This window comes from Actinomycetospora aurantiaca, from assembly GCF_037401875.1.
GTDB classification, from domain to species: domain Bacteria; phylum Actinomycetota; class Actinomycetes; order Mycobacteriales; family Pseudonocardiaceae; genus Actinomycetospora; species Actinomycetospora aurantiaca.
In genome coordinates this window covers 215,929-235,929 of sequence record NZ_JBBEGN010000004.1, presented here as the reverse complement: position 1 = coordinate 235,929, position 20,001 = coordinate 215,929, and the positions used below count along the sequence as shown (strand labels likewise).

18 protein-coding genes are annotated in these 20,001 nt (G+C 73.6%); 8 read left to right on the top strand and 10 right to left on the bottom strand.

Annotation, left to right across the window (positions count from 1 at the left end; genetic code table 11):
- Window positions 1–46: 46 nt before the first annotated feature.
- Complete coding sequence (locus WCD74_RS11570) at window positions 47–214, top strand: hypothetical protein (RefSeq protein WP_337694991.1); 168 nt, start codon at window positions 47–49, stop codon at window positions 212–214.
- Window positions 215–227: 13 nt separating this feature from the next.
- Here WCD74_RS11570 and WCD74_RS11565 read toward each other — a convergent pair whose 3' ends face one another.
- From WCD74_RS11565 to WCD74_RS11545, 5 genes are all read right to left on the bottom strand, one after another.
- Window positions 228–593: a hypothetical protein gene (locus WCD74_RS11565; RefSeq protein WP_337694990.1), complete on the bottom strand. Its 366-nt coding sequence runs from the start codon at window positions 591–593 to the stop codon at window positions 228–230.
- A 25-nt stretch (window positions 594–618) separates the two neighbouring features.
- Entirely contained in the window at window positions 619–1,923 is a 1,305-nt protein-coding gene (locus WCD74_RS11560; protein WP_337694989.1) for an alpha/beta fold hydrolase, read from the bottom strand.
- A 68-nt stretch (window positions 1,924–1,991) separates the two neighbouring features.
- Entirely contained in the window at window positions 1,992–3,140 is a 1,149-nt protein-coding gene (locus tag WCD74_RS11555; protein ID WP_337694988.1) for a CaiB/BaiF CoA transferase family protein, read from the bottom strand.
- Between the two features lie 112 nt (window positions 3,141–3,252).
- Window positions 3,253–5,421, bottom strand: coding sequence for a 3-hydroxyacyl-CoA dehydrogenase NAD-binding domain-containing protein (locus WCD74_RS11550; RefSeq protein ID WP_337695107.1), 2,169 nt, complete (start codon window positions 5,419–5,421; stop codon window positions 3,253–3,255).
- A 47-nt stretch (window positions 5,422–5,468) separates the two neighbouring features.
- On the bottom strand, window positions 5,469–6,677 hold the full coding sequence (locus tag WCD74_RS11545) for an acetyl-CoA C-acetyltransferase (RefSeq protein WP_337694987.1): 1,209 nt from the start codon (window positions 6,675–6,677) through the stop codon (window positions 5,469–5,471).
- Window positions 6,678–6,909: 232 nt separating this feature from the next.
- On the opposite strand from WCD74_RS11545, the gene WCD74_RS11540 reads away from it, so the two are divergent.
- Window positions 6,910–7,602 (top strand): TetR/AcrR family transcriptional regulator, encoded by a 693-nt coding sequence (locus WCD74_RS11540; protein ID WP_337694986.1) that lies wholly within the window; start codon window positions 6,910–6,912, stop codon window positions 7,600–7,602.
- Between the two features lie 4 nt (window positions 7,603–7,606).
- Here the strand turns inward: WCD74_RS11540 and WCD74_RS11535 are convergent, their stop codons facing one another.
- Window positions 7,607–8,473 carry a helix-turn-helix domain-containing protein gene (locus WCD74_RS11535; RefSeq protein ID WP_337694985.1) on the bottom strand — a complete coding sequence of 289 codons (867 nt, stop codon included), beginning with the start codon at window positions 8,471–8,473 and terminating at the stop codon, window positions 7,607–7,609.
- Window positions 8,474–8,593: 120 nt separating this feature from the next.
- Between WCD74_RS11535 and WCD74_RS11530 the strand changes: the two genes are divergently transcribed.
- The gene (locus WCD74_RS11530) at window positions 8,594–9,163 is read left to right on the top strand and encodes a TIGR03086 family metal-binding protein (RefSeq protein WP_337694984.1); all 570 of its coding nucleotides are present in this window, start codon (window positions 8,594–8,596) and stop codon (window positions 9,161–9,163) included.
- Window positions 9,164–9,167: 4 nt separating this feature from the next.
- On the opposite strand, the gene WCD74_RS11525 is transcribed toward WCD74_RS11530, so the two are convergent.
- On the bottom strand, window positions 9,168–10,208 hold the full coding sequence (locus WCD74_RS11525; protein WP_337694983.1) for an LLM class F420-dependent oxidoreductase: 1,041 nt from the start codon (window positions 10,206–10,208) through the stop codon (window positions 9,168–9,170).
- Between the two features lie 43 nt (window positions 10,209–10,251).
- On the bottom strand, window positions 10,252–11,394 hold the full coding sequence (locus tag WCD74_RS11520; RefSeq protein ID WP_337694982.1) for an acyl-CoA dehydrogenase family protein: 1,143 nt from the start codon (window positions 11,392–11,394) through the stop codon (window positions 10,252–10,254).
- Window positions 11,395–11,570: 176 nt separating this feature from the next.
- Here WCD74_RS11520 and WCD74_RS11515 point away from each other — a divergent pair, with 176 nt between their 5' ends.
- Genes WCD74_RS11515 through WCD74_RS11505 form a run of 3 tightly spaced genes read left to right on the top strand, consistent with a single transcriptional unit; the run spans window position 11,571 to window position 15,297 of the window.
- Entirely contained in the window at window positions 11,571–13,088 is a 1,518-nt protein-coding gene (locus WCD74_RS11515; protein WP_337694981.1) for a long-chain-fatty-acid--CoA ligase, read from the top strand.
- A 29-nt stretch (window positions 13,089–13,117) separates the two neighbouring features.
- The gene (locus WCD74_RS11510) at window positions 13,118–13,699 is read left to right on the top strand and encodes a methyltransferase family protein (RefSeq protein WP_337694980.1); all 582 of its coding nucleotides are present in this window, start codon (window positions 13,118–13,120) and stop codon (window positions 13,697–13,699) included.
- 53 nt (window positions 13,700–13,752) lie between these two features.
- Window positions 13,753–15,297, top strand: coding sequence for an acyl-CoA synthetase (locus WCD74_RS11505; RefSeq protein ID WP_337694979.1), 1,545 nt, complete (start codon window positions 13,753–13,755; stop codon window positions 15,295–15,297).
- Here WCD74_RS11505 and WCD74_RS11500 read toward each other — a convergent pair.
- The gene (locus WCD74_RS11500) at window positions 15,276–16,112 is read right to left on the bottom strand and encodes an alpha/beta fold hydrolase (protein WP_337694978.1); all 837 of its coding nucleotides are present in this window, start codon (window positions 16,110–16,112) and stop codon (window positions 15,276–15,278) included. The genes WCD74_RS11505 and WCD74_RS11500 overlap by 22 nt on opposite strands.
- 128 nt (window positions 16,113–16,240) lie before the next feature.
- Here WCD74_RS11500 and WCD74_RS11495 point away from each other — a divergent pair, with 128 nt between their 5' ends.
- Complete coding sequence (locus WCD74_RS11495; protein ID WP_337694977.1) at window positions 16,241–16,408, top strand: hypothetical protein; 168 nt, start codon at window positions 16,241–16,243, stop codon at window positions 16,406–16,408.
- Here WCD74_RS11495 and WCD74_RS11490 read toward each other — a convergent pair.
- A complete protein-coding gene (locus WCD74_RS11490; RefSeq protein WP_337694976.1) occupies window positions 16,405–17,703 on the bottom strand; it encodes a competence/damage-inducible protein A in 1,299 nt (432 codons plus the stop codon). The two genes, WCD74_RS11495 and WCD74_RS11490, sit on opposite strands and share 4 nt — an antisense overlap.
- A 244-nt stretch (window positions 17,704–17,947) precedes the next feature.
- On the opposite strand from WCD74_RS11490, the gene WCD74_RS11485 reads away from it, so the two are divergent.
- Entirely contained in the window at window positions 17,948–19,996 is a 2,049-nt protein-coding gene (locus tag WCD74_RS11485) for a putative bifunctional diguanylate cyclase/phosphodiesterase (RefSeq protein ID WP_337694975.1), read from the top strand.
- The last annotated feature ends 5 nt before the right edge of the window (window positions 19,997–20,001 follow it).

Below are 20,001 nucleotides of genomic sequence, written 5' to 3'. Positions count from 1 at the left end.
GACGTCCGTCCGCCGATCGCCAGCACAGTCCCGGAGGCCTCGAGGCGTGACCTTGTTGACCGCTCCACTGCGACCGCTCGCCGACGTCCTGGACCTCACCTCGGAGGCCGTCGTCGCCCTGGGCACCCTCTCGGTCGGCGCCTTGAGCCTGCTGCTCACGTCCGAGGCGGACGACTACCCCCCGCTGCACTCCGTCGAGCGTCCCCGCTCCTGAGTCGCGCGCACCCTCACCGCGCCCGCCCGGACCCGTTCCGGGCGGGCGCGCGGTCGTCCGGACGCTCCTGGAGGAGCTCCCGGATGGCCCGGAGCTCGTCGCGGATCTCGACCAGTAGGGCCGGGATCTCGTGCCCGCGCTCCCAGTGCGGGGTGACGTCGATCCCGAGGTCGGCCAGGTCGCGCCCGTAGAGCTCGGCGAGCAGCGTCCGGTAGGGCTCCTCCGGGACGGTGCCGTTCTCCCAGCGCGAGAGCTGGGTCTTCAGGCTGGCCGCCGACGCGACCGCCACCCGGCCGGCGTCCGCGAGCTCGCGGAGGCGGGACACCGCCGCCGACTGTGACCACCCCCGGTCGAGGCGCGCCTCGCGCAGGGAAGCCACCTCGGCGAGGGTAGTCGAGGAGGCCTCAGTCCCGTCCGCGGGTGCGCGTGGCCCGCTTCGGCGCGGGCCGGGGACGGCGGCCACGGGTCGCGGCCGGCCCCTCGTCCGGCGTGCTCGGCTGCTCCGCCGGCGCCTTCTCGACGGCGGGTAGCGGACGTCGGGCGGCCCGGCGCGGCCTCCGCGACGGGAGGCCGGAGTCGATGGGGGCGGGCGGGTCGTGCCGGTCGAGGAACGCACACAGGGCGGGCCACAGGCGACTGCGGGAGGCCCGTCCGCACAGCACCCCGAGATGCCCGCCGGGCGCCGTCATCAGGGAGGCGTCGGCGGAGGTCAGCACCGTGGTGCCGGCGCGCACCGCACGCGGCGGCACGACGGTGTCGTCCTCGCCTGCGACGAGCAGGACCGGCCGCTCGAGCCCGCCCAGGTCGATCTCGTGGCCCGCGACCTGCACGCGGCCGGTGGCCAGCTCCCGCCCGTCGACCATGGCGTGGAAGGACGCTCCGACCAGGCCCGCCTGGGCACCCACGACGGCCCGCAGGTCGTCGACCGCCTCGAGCTGGGCCAGGAAGTCGCGGTCGGCGAGGTGCGCGAGCACGGTCAGGGGCGTGGTCAGCAAGGACCCGACCGACCCCGCGGACAGGAGCTCCGGGACGCCCGGCGGGGTCGGCAGCAGTCCCAGGAGCGCCTGCGTGGTCGCGAGGACCGGGCCGCCCGCGGCGAGCGCGAGGGGCCGGACCGGGACGCGCTCGGGGACGACGTCGAGCGCGAACGGGGTGGCGATCGCGGTCACCGACGCGATCGGCAGCCCGGGCTCGTCGGCCGCGGCGAGCAGGGCCGCGAGCCCGCCGATCGACCAGCCGACGACGTGCACCGGGGCACCGTCGTGATGGGCCGAGACCGTGCGCACGACGTGCGGGAGGATGTCGGACACCCAGCGCGCGAGGTCCGCCGGCGAGGCCGGGATCGGGGCGTCGTGGCCGACGACGTCCTCGTCGTCGACCTGGTGGACGTGACGGCCCTCCCCGACGAGGTGCTCGACGAGGCTGCACCCCCGGCGCAGGTCGAACGCCACCCCGCACGCCCCGAGCGGGGACACCAGCAGGACCGGGGCCCCACGCAGGCGGGCCGTGGGGTGCACGGCGTAGCGGTAGGTGCTGACCTGCCCGGCACGGGCGAGACCGTGCGCACGGCCGACCGCCCAGGCCTCCGGGTCGGCGGGCCCGGTGTCGATCGCGACCCGGGGCATCCGCCGCAGGTCGGCCAGGGGTCCCTCGATCACGCGGTCGCGCACGTTGGTGAGCGCCCGCGCGACCGTCCTCGGAGTGATCACACCGAACCCCCTCCCCGGCGTCCGCGGAGATCGTGCATCACCGCGGACGGTCACGCCCGCCGGGGTGCTCAGGCCTGCGCGACGACGCCCGCCGCCCGCAGCTTCTCCACCCGGTCCGCGTCGAGGCCCCACGCGGTGAGGGCCTCCACGGTGTGCTGCCCCGGGACGGGCGGCGCCGTCGGGGCGGCGCTGGGCGTGCGGTCGAAGCGCGGCGCGGGGGCGGGCTGGCGGACCCCGAAGGCCTCGGTGATGGTGCCGCGCGCGGCGATGTGCGGGTGCTCGGCGGCCTCCTCCATCTCGAGGACGGCGGCCACGCAGGCCTCGGTGGGCTCGAGGTCGGCGGCCCACTCGTCGCGGGTGCGGGTCGCGAACACCTCGGTCAGCTGCGTGGTGAACTCCGGCCAGCGGGAGATGTCCCACTGGTTCGTCGCGATGTCGGAGCCCTCAAGCCCGAGCCCGGTCATCAGCGCGGCGTAGAACTGCGGCTCGATCGCGCCGACGGCCACGTACTTCCCGTCGGAGCAGCGGTAGGTCTCGTAGAACGGGGCGCCGCCGTCGAGCAGGTTCCGCCCGCGGCCGCCGGGCCAGAGACCCTGGGCGCGCATCCCGTAGATCATCGCCATCTGCAGGGCGCCTCCGTCGACGATGGCTGCGTCGACGACCTGGCCCTGCCCGCTCGTCGCCCGCTCCACGAGGGCGCCGAGGACCCCGACGGCGAGCAGCATCCCGCCACCGCCGAAGTCCCCGACGAGGTTCATCGGGATGCCGGGCGACCCGTCCGGGCCCTCGACGTGGCCGACGACGCCCGCCGTCGCGAGGTAGGTGAGGTCGTGGCCCGCGCGCGACGCCTGGGGGCCGTCCTGGCCCCACCCGGTCATCCGCCCGTACACCAGGCGCGGGTTCCGCTCGCGGCACACGTCGGGCCCGATCCCGAGCCGCTCCGCGACGCCGGGGCGGAAGCCCTCGAGCAGCACGTCGGCGTCGGCGACGAGGTCGAGGAGCACCTCGACGGCCTCGGGCGACTTGAGGTCCAGCGCGACGGAGCGCCGGCTGCGGTTCAGCACGTCCTTGGCCGGGTCGCCGAGCTGCAGACCCCCGGACCTCGTGCGGTCGATGCGCAGGACGTCGGCGCCGAGGTCGGCGAGCACCATCGCCGCGAACGGGCCGGGCCCGATGCCGGCCACCTCGATCACCTTCACGCCGGAGAGGACACCCATGCCCCGCACCCTAATTGACAGTCAGACCTGACCGGTAGTGCTGCACCCACGGAACGACGAACGGCCCGCTCGTCACGGGAGGTGACGAACGGGCCGTTCGGGGTGGGTGGACTCAGAGCGAGTCGCGGAGGTTCTGCCCCTTCTCCGCCTTCTCGACCAGCGACGCCGGCGGGTCGAACCGGTCGCCGTAGGCCTTGGCGAGGATGCGCGAGCGCTCGACGAAGCCGGGCAGGCCGCCCGGGTAGCCGTCGATGTACTGGGCCACGCCACCGGTCCACGCCGGGAAGCCGATCCCCATGATCGAGCCGATGTTGGCGTCGGCGATGGTGTGCAGCACACCCTCGTCGAAGCACTTCACGGTCTCGAGGGCCTCGGCGAAGAGCATCCGCTCCTTCATGTCCTCGAACGGCACCGGGCCGTCGGAGTCCGTCGCGCCGTGGAACTGCTCCTGCAGGCCCGACCAGAGGTGGGTCCGCTTGCCCTCGGCGTCGTACTCGTAGAACCCGGCGCCCGAAGACCGGCCCTTGCGGCCGAGCTCGACCATCCGGTCGACGATCGCGTCGGACGGGTGACCCACCCACGTCCCGCCGGCCGCCTCGACGCCCTTGCGGGTCTCCTCGCGGATGTGTTGCGGCAGCGTGAGCGTGAGCTCGTCCATCAGCTGCAGCGGCGGCGCGGGGTAACCCGCCTGCGAGCCGGCCTGTTCGATGGCCGCCGGCGCCGCGCCCTCGCCGAGCATGGCGACGGCCTCGTTGATGAACGTGCCGATCACCCGGCTGGTGAAGAACCCGCGGGAGTCCGATACGACGATCGGGGTCTTGCGGATCTGCAGGGCGATGTCGACGGCCTTCGCCAGCGTGGCGTCGGAGGTCCGCTCCCCGGCGATGATCTCCAGCAGCGGCATCTTGTCGACCGGCGAGAAGAAGTGCAGGCCGACGAAGTCCTCGGGCCGCTCGACCCCCGTCGCGAGGTCGGTGATCGGCAGCGTCGAGGTGTTCGAGCCCAGCACCGCGTCCGCCGACAGGTACGGGTAGATCTCGGCGAAGACCTGCTTCTTCAGGTCGGGGCTCTCGAAGACGGCCTCGATGACGAGGTCGGCGCCCTGCGCGTCCTCGGGCTTCTCCGACGGCGTGATCCGGGCGAGGATCGCGTCCGCCTTCTCCTGGGTCTGCTTCCCCCGGGAGACCGCCTTGTCGAGGATCTTCTTCGAGTAGTCCTTGCCCTTCTCGGCGTTGGCGAGCGAGACGTCCTTGAGGACGACCTCGATGCCGGCCACGGCGCAGGAGTAGGCGATGCCCGCACCCATCATCCCGGCCCCGAGCACGACCACCTTCTGCGCGGTGTACTTCTCGTAGCCGTCCGGGCGCGACCCGCCCTTGTTGATCGACTGCAGGTCGAAGAAGAACGCGTTGATCATGTTCGTCGAGACCTGCCCGACGACGAGGTCGGCGAAGTAGCGCGACTCGATCTTGGCGGCGTTGTCGATGTCGACCTGCGAGCCCTCCACCGCGGCGCACATGATGTTGTACGGCGCCGGCATCGGGGCGTTCTTGAGCTGCTTGCGCAGGTTCGCCGGGAACGCGGGCAGGTTCGCCGCGAACTTCGGCACCGACGGGGTGCCGCCGGGGATCTTGTAGCCCTTGACGTCCCAGGGCTGCACGGCCTCGGGGTTGGCCTTCAGCCACTCCTTGGCCGTCGAGATCAGCTCCTCGGGGGAGTCCACGACCTCGTCGACGAGCCCGGTCTCCTGCGCCGCCCGCGGGTTGCGCTGCTGGCCCTGCAGCAGGACCTGCAGCAGGGCGTCCGCGATGCCGAGCAGGCGCACGGTGCGCACCACGCCGCCGCCGCCGGGCAGCAGGCCGAGGGTGACCTCGGGGAGCCCGATCTTCGAGCCCTTCGCGTCCAGGGCGATGCGGTGGTGGGTCGCCAGGGCGATCTCCAGGCCGCCGCCGAGCGCGGCGCCGTTGATCGCGGAGACGACGGGCCTGCCGAAGGTCTCGAGGCGGCGCAGCGCGGTCTTGATGGCCTGGGACTGGTCGTAGGCCTTCTGCGCCTCCGACGGTCCATAGCTGCGCAGGTCCTCGAGGTTGCCGCCGGCGAAGAACGTCTTCTTCGCGCTCGTCAGCACGACGCCGGAGATCGAGTCCTTCTCCGCCTCGAGGCGGTCCAGCGTCGCCTCCAGGTCCGTGCCGAACCGGGCGTTCATGGTGTTCGCCGACGAGTCCGGGTCGTCCATCGTCAGCGTGACGATGCCGTCACCGTCGGACTCCCACCGGAACATGTTGTCGCTCAACTGCTCGTCCTTCCTGCTGATCGTTCCGGGGGGATTCAGACGCGCTCGATGATGGTGGCGACACCCATGCCGCCGCCGATGCAGAGCGTGACGATCGCGCGGCGCAGGTCGCGGCGCTCGAGCTCGTCGACCATCGTGCCCATGATCATCGCGCCGGTGGCGCCGAGCGGGTGGCCCATGGCGATGGCGCCGCCCATGACGTTGGTGCGCTCGTGCGGGAAGCCCAGGTCGCGCATCAGCTTCATCGGCACCGCGGCGAACGCCTCGTTGATCTCCAGCAGGTCGATGTCGTCGATCGTCAGGCCGGCCTTCGCGAGCACCTTGCGGCAGGCCGGCGTCGGGCCGGTGAGCATGATCGTCGGGTCGGCGCCGGAGACGGCGGTCGCGACGATGCGGGCGCGCGGGGTGAGGCCGTTCTTCTTCCCCGCCTCCTCGCTGCCGACCAGCACCAGCGCGGCGCCGTCGACGATGCCCGAGGAGTTGCCGCCGTGGTGCACGTGGTCGATGGCCTCGACCCAGTGGTACTTCTGCAGCGCGACGGCGTCGAAGCCGCCCATCTCGCCGATGCCGGCGAACGACGGCTTCAGGCCCGCGAGGCCCTCCAGCGTCGTCTCCCGCATGTGCTCGTCGTGGTCGAGGATCGTCAGGCCGTTGCGGTCCTTGACCGGGACGATCGACTTGTCGAAGGCGCCGTCGGCCCACGCCTTCGCGGCGCGGGTCTGCGACTCCACGGCGTACGCGTCCACGTCCTCGCGGGAGAAGCCCTCGAGGGTCGCGATCAGGTCGGCGCCGATGCCCTGCGGGGCGAAGCCGGTCTTGAAGTTGGTCTCCGGGTCCATGGCCCAGGGGCCGCCGTCGGAGGCCATCGGGACGCGGGACATCGACTCGACGCCGCCGCCGACGAGCAGGTCCTCCCAGCCGGAGGCGACCCGCTGCGCGACCTGGTTGACGGCCTCGAGGCCGGAGGCGCAGAACCGGTTGAGCTGGACGCCGCCGGTGGTGTCGGGGTAGCCGGCGGCGATCGTGGCGGTCCGCGCGATGTCGCCGCCCTGGTCGCCGACGGGGGAGACGCAGCCGAGGACGACGTCCTCGATCTGGTCCACCTTCATCTCCGGGTTGCGCGCGCGCAGCTCGTCGAGCAGGCCGACGACGAGGGAGACCGGCTTGACCGAGTGCAGGGACCCGGTCGCCTTGCCCCGCCCGCGCGGGGTGCGGATGGCGTCGTAGATGAATGCCTCGGTCACGGGTGGTGTCCCTTCGGTACGACACGTCGAGCACCGGGCGTACTCGTGCTCCTGACAGTCATGATGGACTGTTTGTGGCGGCTGTCAACGGGGTCGGCGGTGAACTTACCGACGGGTAGGTCCTTGTCGGCAGGGCGGCTCCCCGCGGGCGCCGCAGTGACGGTCAACGTTGACCGTCAGGCGTACGGTCGGCGACGATCAGGCGCCGCCGGGACCGGGAGGGGAGGGCCGCATGACCGCAGAGAGCGGGGCGAACGCCCCCGTGGACCCCGCCGGGCCCGCCGAGCGGGTCGGCGCCGAGGTCGGCGCCCGTCGCGGTGTGCCCGTCCGTCGATCGCGCGAGCAGCGCACGTCCGACAGCCGCGTCCGCATCCTCGACGCCGCGGTCGCGTGCCTGGTGGAGTCCGGTTACGCCGGCACGACGACGTTGACGATCCAGGCGCGGGCCGGGGTCTCCCGCGGGCGGCTGCTGCACCACTTCCCCTCGAAGGAGACCCTGCTGGTCGCGGCAGCCCAGCACCTCGCGGCCACCCGGTTCGCCTCCGACGGGCTGGCCAGCGCGGACCTGCCGGACGCCGCCTCCGACCCCGGCGGGCGGCTCGACCGCATCGTCGAGGAGATGTGGACCACCTACCAGCAGCCCTACTTCTGGGCCTCGATCGAGCTCTGGACGGCCGCCCGGACCGACCCCGCGCTCGCGGCGGCGCTGCTGCCCGCCGAGCGGCGGCTGGGGGCGGCGATCCGCCAGACGCTCGACGCGGTGTTCGAGCCGCTGACCTCCCACGAGCTCTACCCGATGGTGCGCGAGACGCTCCTGACCGGGATGCGCGGCGTCGCGCTCACCTACGGGTTCGACCCCCGCGACGCCGCCACGGACCCGCACGTCGCGCAGTGGAAACGGATGACCCGGGTGCTGCTCGACTGAGTGCTCACCTCCCGCGTGCCCGCACGGCCCGGGCATACGCCTCCGGGGTGCGGCCGAGGGCCGCGCGGAAGTCGCGCACGAGGTGGGCCTGGTCGGCGTAGCCGAGCGCGCCCGCCACCTCCGACCAGCTGACCCGGGTGCCGTCCCGCACGGCCTCGGCGGCCTCGAGCAGCCGGTAGCGACGCAGCACCCACGTCGGCGACACCCCCGCGCACCGTGCGAAGGCACGCTGCAGGGCCCGGGCGCCGACGCCGGCGCGCGCGGCCAGGTCGTCCAGGCGGCGCACCTCGCGGTCGGTCTCCGCGATCCTTGCGACGGCCGCCACCGTGCGGGCCTGCTCCACCCGCGCCGCGTCGGCCACCGCCAGTGCGTCCTCGAGGGCCGACACGAGCACCCCGACCCGCGCCGGTTCGGCCGCCCGCGCGTCCGCGGCGTCCGGGCCCATGGCGGAGAGCAGCGCCGACGCGTCGAGCCCGGGGACCACCCCGACGTCGACGACGGACCCGTTGTACACGGAGACGTCGTCGAGGAACGCCCCGAACCCGCCGACGGTCGACTTCGCGGCGACGGTCCACCCGGTGCCCGCCATCTCCCGGTCGACGAGGTCGAGGTACACGCCGTTGAGCACCGCCTCCGACGCCGTCCGTCCGGATCGCGCGTCGGGCGTCCCCACGGAGACGTTCATCGAGGGGTGGGGGAGGACCTCCTGGCGGTGGTCGCCGCCGGGCGGCAGGTCCCAGCGCACGGCCCAGACGAAGTCCACCAGGCCGGCGAGGGCCGGGCCCGCGGCGTGGCGGGTGAACGAGACTCGCTGCTGCAGCAGCCACGGATCGAGGATGCCGCGGCTGTCGCGCTCCACGGGTTCGGGCACCGCCGCATCCTTACGTCGCTCCGCTCGCCACCGCCGCATCCTCCCGTCGCTCCGCTCGCCCCGGGAGAGTGTCGCGGAAGTTCAATCCCGACGACGGGTCCCTGCGCCAGGCTGCTCGCCATGACCGACACCCGGACCCGGCTGCACGCCGTCCTGACCGACCTCGCCGACGTCGTCGGGGGCATCCGCGACGACCAGTGGCGGGCGCGCACCCCCTGCTCGGAGTTCGACGTCGCGGCGCTGGCCGATCACGTCGTCGGCTGGTCGACTACCTTCGCGGCCGGCTACGCCGACCCCGAGGGCCGCGCGCCCGGCGGTCCGACCGAGGTCGGGGGCGACCGCGCGGACGCGATCCGGGACGCGGCGGACCGCATGGACGAGGCCCTCGCGGCCGGGGCCGCCCAGCGCCCGCTGTCCCTCGGCGGCGCCGCGATGCCGGGCGAGATGGCGCTGTCGATGATCCTCTGGGAGTACCAGGTGCACGGCTGGGACCTCGCGACCGCGCTCGGCCGGCCGTGGTCCCCGGACGAGGCGGGCCTGGAGGAGTCCCTCGCGTTCGCGCCGATGATGCTCACCGACGACTACCAGGGCGAGGGCAAGCCGTTCGCGCCGCGCGTCCCGGTCGCCGACGACGCGTCGGCGATGGACCGGCTCGTGGCGGTCTCCGGCCGCGACCCCCGCTGGTCGTAGCTCGTCAGACCAGCGACTTCAGCGTCTCCAGCTGCGCCTTCGTGGTCTCGTGGTCGGGGTTCAGCGGCATGATGTTGAGCTGCGTGACCCCGGCCTCGGCGAACTGCTTCACCTGCGCGCGGACCTCGTCCTCGCTGCCCACCAGGGAGACCGCGTGGGCGAGCTCGTCGGGCACCACCGCCGCCGCCTCGTCCTTGCGGCCGGCGAGGTAGAGGTTCTGGATCTCCTCCGCCTCGTCGACGTAGCCGTAGCGCTGCATGAGCTGGTTGTAGAAGTTCTTGTCCTTCGCCCCCATGCCGCCGATGTAGAGCGCCATGGTCGGCTTGACGTACTGCAGCATCTCCCCGGCACCCGGCCCGATCGCCAGGCCGACCGCCGTGGAGATGCCGAGCGGCCCGAGCTCGGGGGCACGCTTCGCCTTGCCGGCCTCCAGGGACTCCCCCCAGATCTCGTGCGCCTTGCCGGGGTGGAAGAACAGCGGCTCCCACACCTGCACGAGCTCGGCGGCGAGCTGGACGTTCTTCGGCCCGAGCGCGGCGAGCAGGATCGGGACGTCCTCGCGCACCGGGTGGTTGATCAGCTTGAGCGGCTTGCCCAGGCCGGTGCCCTTCTCGGGGGCCAGCGGCACCTCGTAGTACTTCCCGGAGTACTGGACCTTCTCGCGGCGCCACACCTGCCGGCAGATGTCGACGATCTCGCGGGTGCGTCCGAGCGGGGCGTCGTACTTGATGCCGTGGAAGCCCTCGATCACCTGCGGCCCGGACGCGCCGATGCCCAGGGTGAACCGGCCGTCCGAGACGTAGTCCAGCCCGGCCGCCGTCATCGCCGTCAGGGAGGGGGTGCGCGTGTAGATCTGGATGATGCCGCTCGCCAGCTCCAGGCAGTCGGTGCGCGCCGCGATGTAGCCGAGCTGACTGATCGCGTCGAACGTGTACGCCTCCCGGACGGCGACGGCGTCCAGTCCCGCCTTCTCCAGCTCGACGAGCTGGTCGACGGTCTCGCGGAAGCCCTCGCCGCTGTAGGCGAGGCTCATCCCGATCTTCACTGCGGCCCTCCCGGGGCGTCTCGGAGCGGTCAGGCGTGACTGATCAGGCGAGCGTGATCCGCCCGATGATCTCCTTCATGATCTCGGTGGTGCCGCCGTAGATGGTCTGGACCCGGTTGTCCAGGAACGCCCTGGCCACGGGGTACTCACGCATGTAGCCGTAGCCGCCGTGCAGCTGCAGGCACCGGTCGATGACCTCCTTGGCGGTCTCCGAGGCCCAGTACTTGGCCATCGACGCCTCGGCGGGCCCGAGCTTCCCCGCGTTCAGCTCGGTGATGCACCGGTCGACGAAGGTGCGGGTGACGGCGAGCTTCGTGGTCAGCTCGGCGACCGTGAAGCGGGTGTTCTGCAGCGAGGCGATCGGGCGCCCGAAGGCCGTGCGCTCCTTGACGTAGGCGATCGTGTCCTCGAGGACCTTCTCCGCGCCCGCCGTGGAGGCGATCGCGATCGAGAGGCGCTCGCGGGGCAGGTTCTGCATCAGGTAGATGAAGCCCTGGCCCTCCTCGCCGATCAGGTTCGACGCGGGCACCCGGCAGTCGGTGAACGACAGTTCCGCGGTGTCCTGGGCCTTCATGCCGATCTTGTCCAGGTTGCGGCCCCGCTCGAAGCCGGGGGTGTCGCGCTCGACCGCGATGAGCGAGAAGCCCTTCGACCCGGCGTCCGGATCGGTCTTGCAGACCACCAGCACCAGGTCGGACATGATCCCGTTGGTGATGAAGGTCTTGGCGCCGTTGATGACCCACTCGTCGCCGTCGCGCACCGCGCGGGTCTGGATGCCCTGCAGGTCGGACCCGGTGCCCGGCTCGGTCATCGCGATCGCGGTGATCATCTCGCCGGAGCAGAAGCGGGGGAGCCAGCGCTCCTTCTGCTCGTCGTTCGTCAGCTCCGTGAGGTAGGGCGTCACGACGTCGTTCGCGAGCGGGAAGCCCAGCCCCGAGAAGCCGGAGCGGGCGATCTCCTCGGAGAGGATCCAGAGGAAGGTCAGGTCGTCCGAACCCCCGCCGCCGAACCGCTCCTCGACGTCGAGGCCGAGCAGCCCGGTCTTGCCGGCCTGCAGCCAGACGTCGCGGCTGACGTGGCCCTGGGCCTCCCACTCCTCGTGGTACGGCGCGACCTCCTTCTCGAGGAAGTCGCGGACCATCTCCCGGAACGCGTGGTGTTCGTCGGTGAAGATCGTGCGCTCCACGGGCAAGCTCCTCTCGCGGGGTGTGGACCTCAGCGTCCCCGGACCGCCCGGTAACAGTCAAGTCTGACTCCTCGGCGTCTTCCCGTGGTCCGTCCGTCCGGCTACCGTGCCGCCTCGCGGTGTGTCGCGTGTCACCGGACGCCCGCTTCGTCCGTTTCGCCGCACCAGGAGGCGCCGTGGCCACGACCCCGTTCCGGCTCACCGACATCGTCCGCGACCACGCCCGCGACCACGGCGACCGCGTCGCCCTGACCGCCGGTGACCAGCGCCTGACCTACGCCGAGCTCGAGGAGCGGTCCGCCCGGGTGGCGGGCGGGCTGCGCGACCTCGGGCTCGGCGAGGGCGGCCGGGTGGTGTGGATCGGCAAGAACGCGATCCCGTTCTTCGAGCTCCTCTTCGGTGCGGCGTCGGTCCGCGCGGCGATCGCCCCGCTGAACCTGCGGCTCACGCCGGCGGAGCTGGTCGACCTGGTGGACGACGCCGAGGCGGGCCTCGTCGTGCTCGGCCCGGACTTCGCGGGGCTGCGGGAGAAGATCGACGGGGCCAGGGTCCTCGTCGTCGGGGACGACTACGAGGGCTGGGCCGACGGGCTGACCGAGCGGGTCGAGCCGTCGCCGGACGCGGCCGACGACGACGCCGTCCTGCAGCTCTACACCTCGGGCACCACCGGCCGGGCCAAGGGCGTGCTGCTCTCGCACGGCAACTTCGCCGCGCTGCTCTCGGTGGGCGGGCACTGGGGCTTCGACGACGACTCGGTGGGCCTCTGCGCCATGCCGTTGTTCCACATCGGCGGGTCCGGCTTCGCGCTGGTGTGCCTGTCGTTCGGGGCGCGGGTGGTGCTCGTGGCCGACATCGTGCCGGACCGGCTGCTCGAGACGATGGCCGCGGAGGGCGTCTCGAACGCGTTCCTCGTCCCGGCCGTCCTGCAGATGCTGTGCGCGGTCCCCGGGGCGGCCGACCGCGACTGGTCCCGGCTGCGGGCCGTGGCCTACGGCGCCTCGCCGATCACGGGCGCGGTGCTGAACAAGGTGCTGGAGACGTTCAAGGCGCCGCTGTTCCAGGTCTACGGCGCCACCGAGACGACCGGCGCGATCACCCAGCTCGACCCCGAGGACCACGACCCGGACGGACCCCGCGCCCACCTCATGCGCTCGGCGGGCAAGGCCTACCCGTGGGTGGAGCTGAAGATCGTCGTCGAGGACGCCGAGGTCGGCCCGAACGAGATCGGCGAGGTGTACATCCGCTCCTCCCAGGTGACCGCAGGCTACTGGCGTCGCCCGGAGGAGACGGAGAAGGCGCTCACGTCCGACGGGTGGCTGCGGACCGGCGACGGCGGCTACCTCGACGAGGAGGGCTACCTGTTCCTGACCGACCGGATCAAGGACATGATCGTCACCGGCGCGGAGAACGTGTACCCCATCGAGGTGGAGAACGTCGTCGCGCAGCACCCGGCGGTCGCCGACGTCGCCGTCATCGGGGTGCCCCACGAGAAGTGGGGCGAGGAGGTCAAGGCGGTGGTCGTCGCGAACGAGGGGCAGACGATCGACCCCGACGAGCTCGTCGCCTGGACCAAGGAGCGCATCGCCGGCTTCAAGCGCCCCCGCTCGGTCGACGTCGTCGACGCCCTGCCCCGCAACGCGACCGGGAAGATCCTCAAGAAGGATCTCCGCGCACAGTACGGCGAGGGTTCCTGACGGCGGGTCGTGACGGCCAGGCTGCTCCCGTGCGAGTCCTGTCCGACACCGCCTGGGCCGTCGTCGGCGTGGCGGGCGCCTTCGGCGGCCTGAAGGTCGTCGAGTCCCTCCGGCCCGCGGTCACGGGCGACGACGTCGGGGCCCCCGCGGACCAGGCCGGTCTGCGGGAACTCCCGCGGGCCTACGTCCTGTCGGCCGGCGCGATCGTCGCCAGCCCGGCGCTGACGTCCGGCCTGCCCCGGTGGTGCGGCCCGCTCGGCGTCGCCGTGCAGGTGGCGGGGGTGGTCCTGCGGGTGTGGGCCATGCGGACCCTGAGCGGGCACTACGCGCACGCGGTGCGGGTCGTCGAGGACCAGCCGGTGATCCACTCCGGGCCCTACCGTCACGTGCGGCACCCGGGCTACCTGGGCGTGGTGCTGCTGTGGGCGGGGGCCGCCCTGGCCGCCCGCAACGTCCTCGCGCCCGCGCTGACGCTCGCCGCGGTGGGCACCGCGTACCGCCTCCGCATGGAGGCCGAGGACGCGTTGCTGCGCCGGGAGCTGCCGGGCTACGACGCGTACGCGGCGAGCACCCCGCGCCTGATCCCCGCCCTGCGTGGACGCCGACCATAAGCGGCGCTACGTTCCAGCCGCCGCACCACGACGACCGTCTGGGAGGACGACACGTGTACCCCGGGACCTTCGCCGCGACCGCACCGGACCGGCCCGCCGTGGTGGTCGCCGAGACCGGCGAGACGCTGACCTACGCCGAGCTCGACCGCGAGTCCACGCGCCTCGCCCGACTGCTGGGCGAGCAGGGGCTGCGGCGCGGCGACGTCGTCGCGATGCTCGCCGACAACACCCCGTGGGCCTTCGTCGTCTACTGGGCGGCGCAGCGCTCGGGGCTCTACATCACGGCGATCAACCACCACCTCGCGCCGGACGAGGCCGCCTACATCGTGGCCGACTGCGGCGCGCGCGTCCTGGTGGTCGCCGGGCAGCGGCCGGCGCTGCGCGAGCTCGCCGTCGCGCTGGTCGACCGGACGCCCGGGGTGGAGCATCGCATCGCCCTGGACGGTGCGCTCGAGGGGTACGACGACGGCGCCGCCCTGCTGGCCGCCACCTCGGCCGAGCCGCTCGCGGACCAGCCGCGCGGCGCGGACATGCTCTACTCCTCCGGCACCACCGGCCGGCCCAAGGGGATCAAGCCGCCGCTGCCGGACCGGCAGGTCGACGAGCCGGGCGACCTCATGCTCGCGGTGTTCGGCCGCCTCTACGGGTTCGACGAGGACACCGTCTACCTCTCGCCCGCGCCGGTCTACCACGCCGCCCCCCTGCGCTACGGCGGGATGATCCACTCCACCGGCGGCACCGTCGTGATGCTGCAGCGGTTCGACCCCGAGACCGCCCTGGCGACCATCGCGAGCCGTCGCGTGACCCACGGGCAGTTCGTCCCGACCATGTTCGTGCGGATGCTCAAGCTGCCGCAGGAGACCCGGGACGCCTACGACGTGTCGAGCCTGCGGGTCGCGGTGCACGCCGCGGCGCCCTGCCCGGTCGAGGTCAAGCGGGCGATGATCGAGTGGTGGGGTCCGGTGCTCCAGGAGTACTACGCCGCCACCGAGGCCAACGGCGTCGCGCTGATCGACTCGCCGACCTGGCTGGCCCACCCCGGCTCGGTCGGCCGGGCGGCGCTCGGCATCGTGCACATCTGCGACGACGAGGGCCGCGAGGTCCCGACCGGCGAGGTCGGCACCGTGTACTTCGAGCGCGAGGAGCTCCCGTTCGCCTACCACAACGACGAGGAGCGGACCCGCGCCGCGCAGCACCCGGAGCACCCGACGTGGACGACGACGGGCGACCTCGGCCGGCTCGACGAGGAGGGCTTCCTCTACCTCACCGACCGGAAGAGCTTCATGATCATCTCGGGTGGGGTGAACATCTACCCGCAGGAGATCGAGGACGCCCTGGCGCTGCACCCGCGGGTGCTCGACGTCGCGGTGGTCGGCGTCCCGGACGAGGACATGGGGGAGTCGGTCCTCGCGGTGGTCAGTCCCGCGGGTGAGGCGTCCGACGCGCTGGCCGAGGAGCTGCTCGCGCACGTCCGTGGCCGGATCGCGGGCTACAAGGTGCCGCGCCGGCTGGTCTTCGACGACGACCTGCCGCGCACCCCGACCGGCAAGCTCGTCAAGCACACGCTGCGCGAGCGCTACGCCGCGGCGGCCACCTGAGTGCGGATCATCGCCGCCAGCTCCTCGGGGGCCTCGTCGGGGATCCAGTGCGACACGCCGTCGAGGACCTCGAGCCGGTAGGGCGCGTCCACGTAGCGCGGGTTGTGCCCGACGGCGGCCCGCGTGATGAACCCGTCGCCGTCGCTCCACACCTGCAGGGCGGGCCGCTGCACCGGGCGGGCGGTGTAGCCGGGGGAGGCGAACGGCAGCGCGCGGTACCAGTTCAGCGGCCCGGTGAGGTGCGGCGACACGGCGGCGGCGTCGCGGGCGGCGTGCTCCGCGGTCGCGCCGGTCCGCCGCAGGACCGCGGCGAACCGCTGCTCGTCGCCGAGCAGGAGCTCGGGCACCCGCGGCAGCTGGAACATCCCCATGTACCAGGAGTGCGGCAGCTGCGGCCCGGCGTACATCGCCCGCAGGAACGCGGCCGGGTGCGGCACCGACACGCCGGTCACGGTGCGCACGAGCTCCGGCCGGTGCGCGGCGAGCGCCCACGCCACGACCGCACCCCAGTCGTGGCCCACCACGTGCACCGATCCGGCGCCGGACGACTCGACCAGGGCCGCGGCGTCCGCCACCAGGTTCTCCACCCGGTAGGCGCGGCGGCCGTCCGGCCGCGCCCCGGGCGAGTAGCCGCGCTGGTCCGGCGCGAGCGTGCGCAGGCCGGCCTCCTGCAGCCGCGCGGCCACCGGGCCCCAGGAGACCGACGTCTGCGGGAAGCCGTGCAGCAGCAGGACGGTCTCGTCGGCGTCCGCCGGTCCGGCGTCGGTGACGTCGAACCGCAGCGATCCGTGGGTGAAGGCGGTCAGCCGGGTCATGGTCGGCCATCCTGCCCGAGACGCATCCGCGACACGTGCCGGAACGGCCCCGCCCGCCGGGGTCCGACCGCTACGGTCGGCCCGCGCCCGGTCCCCCGGGCGGGTGGGCGAGCAGGTGGAAGGACCCGATGAACCCGCGAGTGCGACTCCTGATCATCCTGCTCGTCGTCGCGGTCATCCTCTACTTCGTCATCGCCCAGCCCGACAACGCCGCGGCCCTGGTCCGTCAGATCCTGGCCGCGATCGGCGACGCGATCAGCCAGATCATCCGGTTCTTCCGGGGGCTGACGGCCTAGTCGACCTGGTCGCCGGTGGTGAGGATGCGCCGGACGAGGTGCATCGCCAGCACCACCGAGCGCTCCCGCACGTCTCCCCGCGCGCCCGGCAGCACCGGGTCCCGGACGATCTCCGCGCCGTCGGCGGTGCGCACGCAGAAGCAGACGTAGCCGACCGGCTTCTCGTCGGTCCCGCCCCCGGGGCCGGCGATCCCGCTGATGGCCACCGCGACGTCCACGCCGAAGGCGTCGATCGCCCCCCGGGCCATGGCCTGCACCGCGCGCGTGGAGACGGCCCCGTCGGTGTCGAGGACCTGCTGCGGCACCCCGAGCAGGTGCGCCTTGGCCGCGTTGGAGTACGACACGATCCCGCCCTGCACGTGGGCCGACGCCCCGGCCGGTTCGGTCAGCCGCCCGGCCAGCAGCCCGCCCGTGCAGGACTCCGCGGTCGCGATGGTGTGCCCCCGGAGGAGGCCGAAGAGGATCTCGTCGATGGTCTCGCCGGTCCGCGAGAACACCGCCGAGCCGTGCCGCGCGTCGATCTCGGCGACGACGGCGTCGTGGGCCGCCGCCGCGGCGTCGTCCCCGGGACGGCGGCGCAGGTCGACCTCGAGGGCGAAGTCGCGCAGGCACGTGACGACCTCGAGGGCGGACAGGTCGGCGCGCTCCCCGGCCGCGCGCAGGGTCCCCGTGATCTCCGACTCGGGCACCCCGAACAGCCGCAGGTGGGTCTCGACGAACGGCTCGGTGCGCTCGAGCAGTTCCTGCACCGGCCCGGACGCGACCGCGTCGTCCCACATGCCGCGGACCTCCCGCGGCGGGCCGGGCAGCACCAGCACGGTGGGGCGGTAGCCGTCGCCGGGCGGCACCGCGAGCCCCGGCGCCGTGCCGACCGGCGGGATCGGGGTCGCCCCGCGCGGGACCATCGCCTGCTTGCGGTTGGCCTCGGCGAGCGCGTCAGCGTCCCAGCGGAGGCGGTCCGCGAAGCGCGCGATGATGTCGCCGACCACCTTCTCCATGTGCTCGTCGAGCTCCAGCGGACGTCCGGTCAGGTCGGCGACCACGGCCGCCGTCAGGTCGTCCGCGGTCGGGCCGAGACCGCCGCTGGTGACGACGAGGTCGACCCCGGCCAGGGAGCGCAGCGCGGACTCCATCTCCTCGGGCCGGTCGCCGACGAGGACGATCTCGACGACGTCCACGCCGAGCTCCCCGAGCCGTTCCGCGATCCACGGGCCGTTCGCGTCCCGCACGCGGCCCGCCAGCAGCTCGCTCCCGGTGGCGACGATGCCCGCCGTGACCCCAGCTCCCACCGACATCGACAGGTCCTCCTCGTTCGTGGCGTCCGCCTCCTCCCATCCCACCAGGGCGGGGCCGGTCGTGCCGGGCCGTACCGCGAAGATCCCGGAGCGTCATCGTCCCCCGTCCGTTCGGCGAGGATCCGGCCGCGTTGGTCCCAACGAGTGATAGAAGAGGGCGCAACTTCCCCAGGATTCTTGCGTAGAGTGAACGGGTACCTGATGGAGTGACGATGCGTCGGCCCGCAGCGGAGCCGGGACGGGGGTGACGGTGAACGCCCTCGTCATCACCTCCGGAGGGCTCGTCGCGACCGTCGTCCTGGTCCTCGTCGCGACCGGGCTGCACGCCGCCCGCCGGCGCCGGTCGTCGGACCTGCGCACGCTCGGGGCGGTCGGGCGGGCGCTGGCCGCCCACGCCGGCCGCCGGGGGACCGACGACGGGCGGGCCGCCGCCCGCGCGATCGCGGAGGCGCTGCGGCTGCGGTACGACGCCCGCCGCGTCGTCGTCGCCGTGGCCACCCTCGTCGAGCTGGCCGGCCCGCCGTTGCCCGACGACCTGCGGGCGGTCGACCTGGTGGCGCCGGAGGAGGCCTTCCGGCCCGGCCGCGGGGCGTCGCGGTGGCACCGCCGCAGCGCCCCGGCCGCCGTGCGGGCCTGGATGCGGGTGCGGCGCACCGCCGAGATCCTGGTCGCCCCGGTGGCCGCCCCGGAGCTCTACGACGCGGCCGGCGCGGTGCAGCCCTCCGAGGTGGTGCGCTCCCGCCGCGGGGTCATCGAGATCCACGAACCCGGTCGCGGCCGGCGTCTGCCCGGACGCTCGACGGTGCGCGGCGAGCTCGCCCTGCTCGCGACCATCGCCCGCCAGGTGGGCGCGGAGGTGGAGAACACCCGGCTGGAGGCCCGCCTGCGGCGCGACGCCCACCGCGACCCGCTGACCGACCTGCTCAACCGCTCCGGCTTCCTGCAGGCCGCGGCGCGCGAGGTGCGCGACGGGCGCGGCGCGGTGGCGGTGGTGTCGTTCGGGATCGTCGACCAGGTCAACGACACCCTCGGGCACGCGAGCGGCGAACGCCTCGTCACCCTGGCCGCCCGGCGGCTGGACGAGGTGTGCGCGAGCAGCCGCGCCGCGACCACTGCGAGCGGCGCCCGCCTGGCGGCCCGGCTGGAGGGCGACACCTTCGCGGTCGTCGTGCCCGGCGTGGACCCCCCGACGGCGCACCGCGGCGCGGAGGAGATGCGCGAGCACCTGGTCCGGCCGCTGGTCGTCGAGGGCATCCCGTTCGAGGCGCCCGTGCTGGTCGGCGTGGCGGCGGCCGGGGTGCCCGGGCTGGCGGGCGAGCACGACGGCCACGTCCTCGCGTCGCGGTTGCTCTCCCGGGCCGACATCGCCCTGTCGGCGGCCCGCGAGGGCGGCGTCCCGGTCCGCTGCTACGAGCCGAGCATGGGGGAGCGGGCGGACCGGCGGCTCGCGCTGATCCGCGGCTTCGGGCCCGCGGTCACCGACGGGCACCTGCGGGTGCACTACCAGCCCACCGTCTCGCTCGAGGGGCGCATCGTGCTCGGCGTGGAGGCCCTGGCGCGCTGGGAGCACCCCGAGCTCGGGGCCCTGCTGCCGGACGAGTTCGTCCCCGTGCTGGAGGCGACCGGCCAGATCGGCGGGCTGACCGAGTTCGTGCTGGACGAGTCGCTCGCGGCCGCCCGCGGGTGGCTGGACCGCGGCCTGCGGCTGTCGGTGGCGGTGAACCTCTCGGTCGGCTCGCTCGACGACGACTTCCCCGACCTCGTGGCCGCGGCGCTGGCCCGCCACGACGTCCCGGCCGAGCTGCTCACGCTCGAGGTCACCGAGAGCGGGGTGTCCGTGGAGCGCGAGCACGCCCTGCCGGCCCTGCGCCGCCTGCACGCGCTCGGCTGCCGCCTCGCGGTGGACGACTTCGGCACCGGGCAGTCCTCGCTGGCCCACCTGCGACGCCTGCCCGTCGACACCGTCAAGATCGACAAGAGCTTCGTCCTCGGCATGGGCACCGAGTCCGGGGACGTCGCGGTGGTGCGGGCGATCGTCGAGATGGGCCACACGCTCGGACTCACGGTGGTCGCGGAGGGCGTGGAGAGCGCCGCGGTGCGCACGGCGCTGACCGAGATGGGCTGCGACGTGGCCCAGGGCTACCTGGTCTCCCGGCCGATGCCCGCGGGGAGCCTGGAGCGGTGGCTGGACGCGCTGATCGACGCGGGGGGTGCTTCGGCGCGCGCCGAGGGCGGCCCTGTACGCTGGGTGCCACCCTCGGGGACGGCGCCCGGCACCACCGGAGCCGCCTGATCCGG

Bases quoted from the DNA above. Each gene is read 5' to 3' on its own strand.
- WCD74_RS11550 (WP_337695107.1), bottom strand. From the start codon at position 5,421: ATGTTCCGGTGGGAGTCCGACGGTGACGGCATCGTCACGCTGACGATG.
- WCD74_RS11500 (WP_337694978.1), bottom strand. From the start codon at position 16,112: ATGACCCGGCTGACCGCCTTCACCCACGGATCGCTGCGGTTCGACGTC.
- WCD74_RS11490 (WP_337694976.1), bottom strand. From the start codon at position 17,703: ATGTCGGTGGGAGCTGGGGTCACGGCGGGCATCGTCGCCACCGGGAGC.
- WCD74_RS11495 (WP_337694977.1), top strand. From the start codon at position 16,241: ATGAACCCGCGAGTGCGACTCCTGATCATCCTGCTCGTCGTCGCGGTC.
- WCD74_RS11540 (WP_337694986.1), top strand. From the start codon at position 6,910: ATGACCGCAGAGAGCGGGGCGAACGCCCCCGTGGACCCCGCCGGGCCC.
- WCD74_RS11530 (WP_337694984.1), top strand. From the start codon at position 8,594: ATGACCGACACCCGGACCCGGCTGCACGCCGTCCTGACCGACCTCGCC.
- WCD74_RS11555 (WP_337694988.1), bottom strand. From the start codon at position 3,140: ATGGGTGTCCTCTCCGGCGTGAAGGTGATCGAGGTGGCCGGCATCGGG.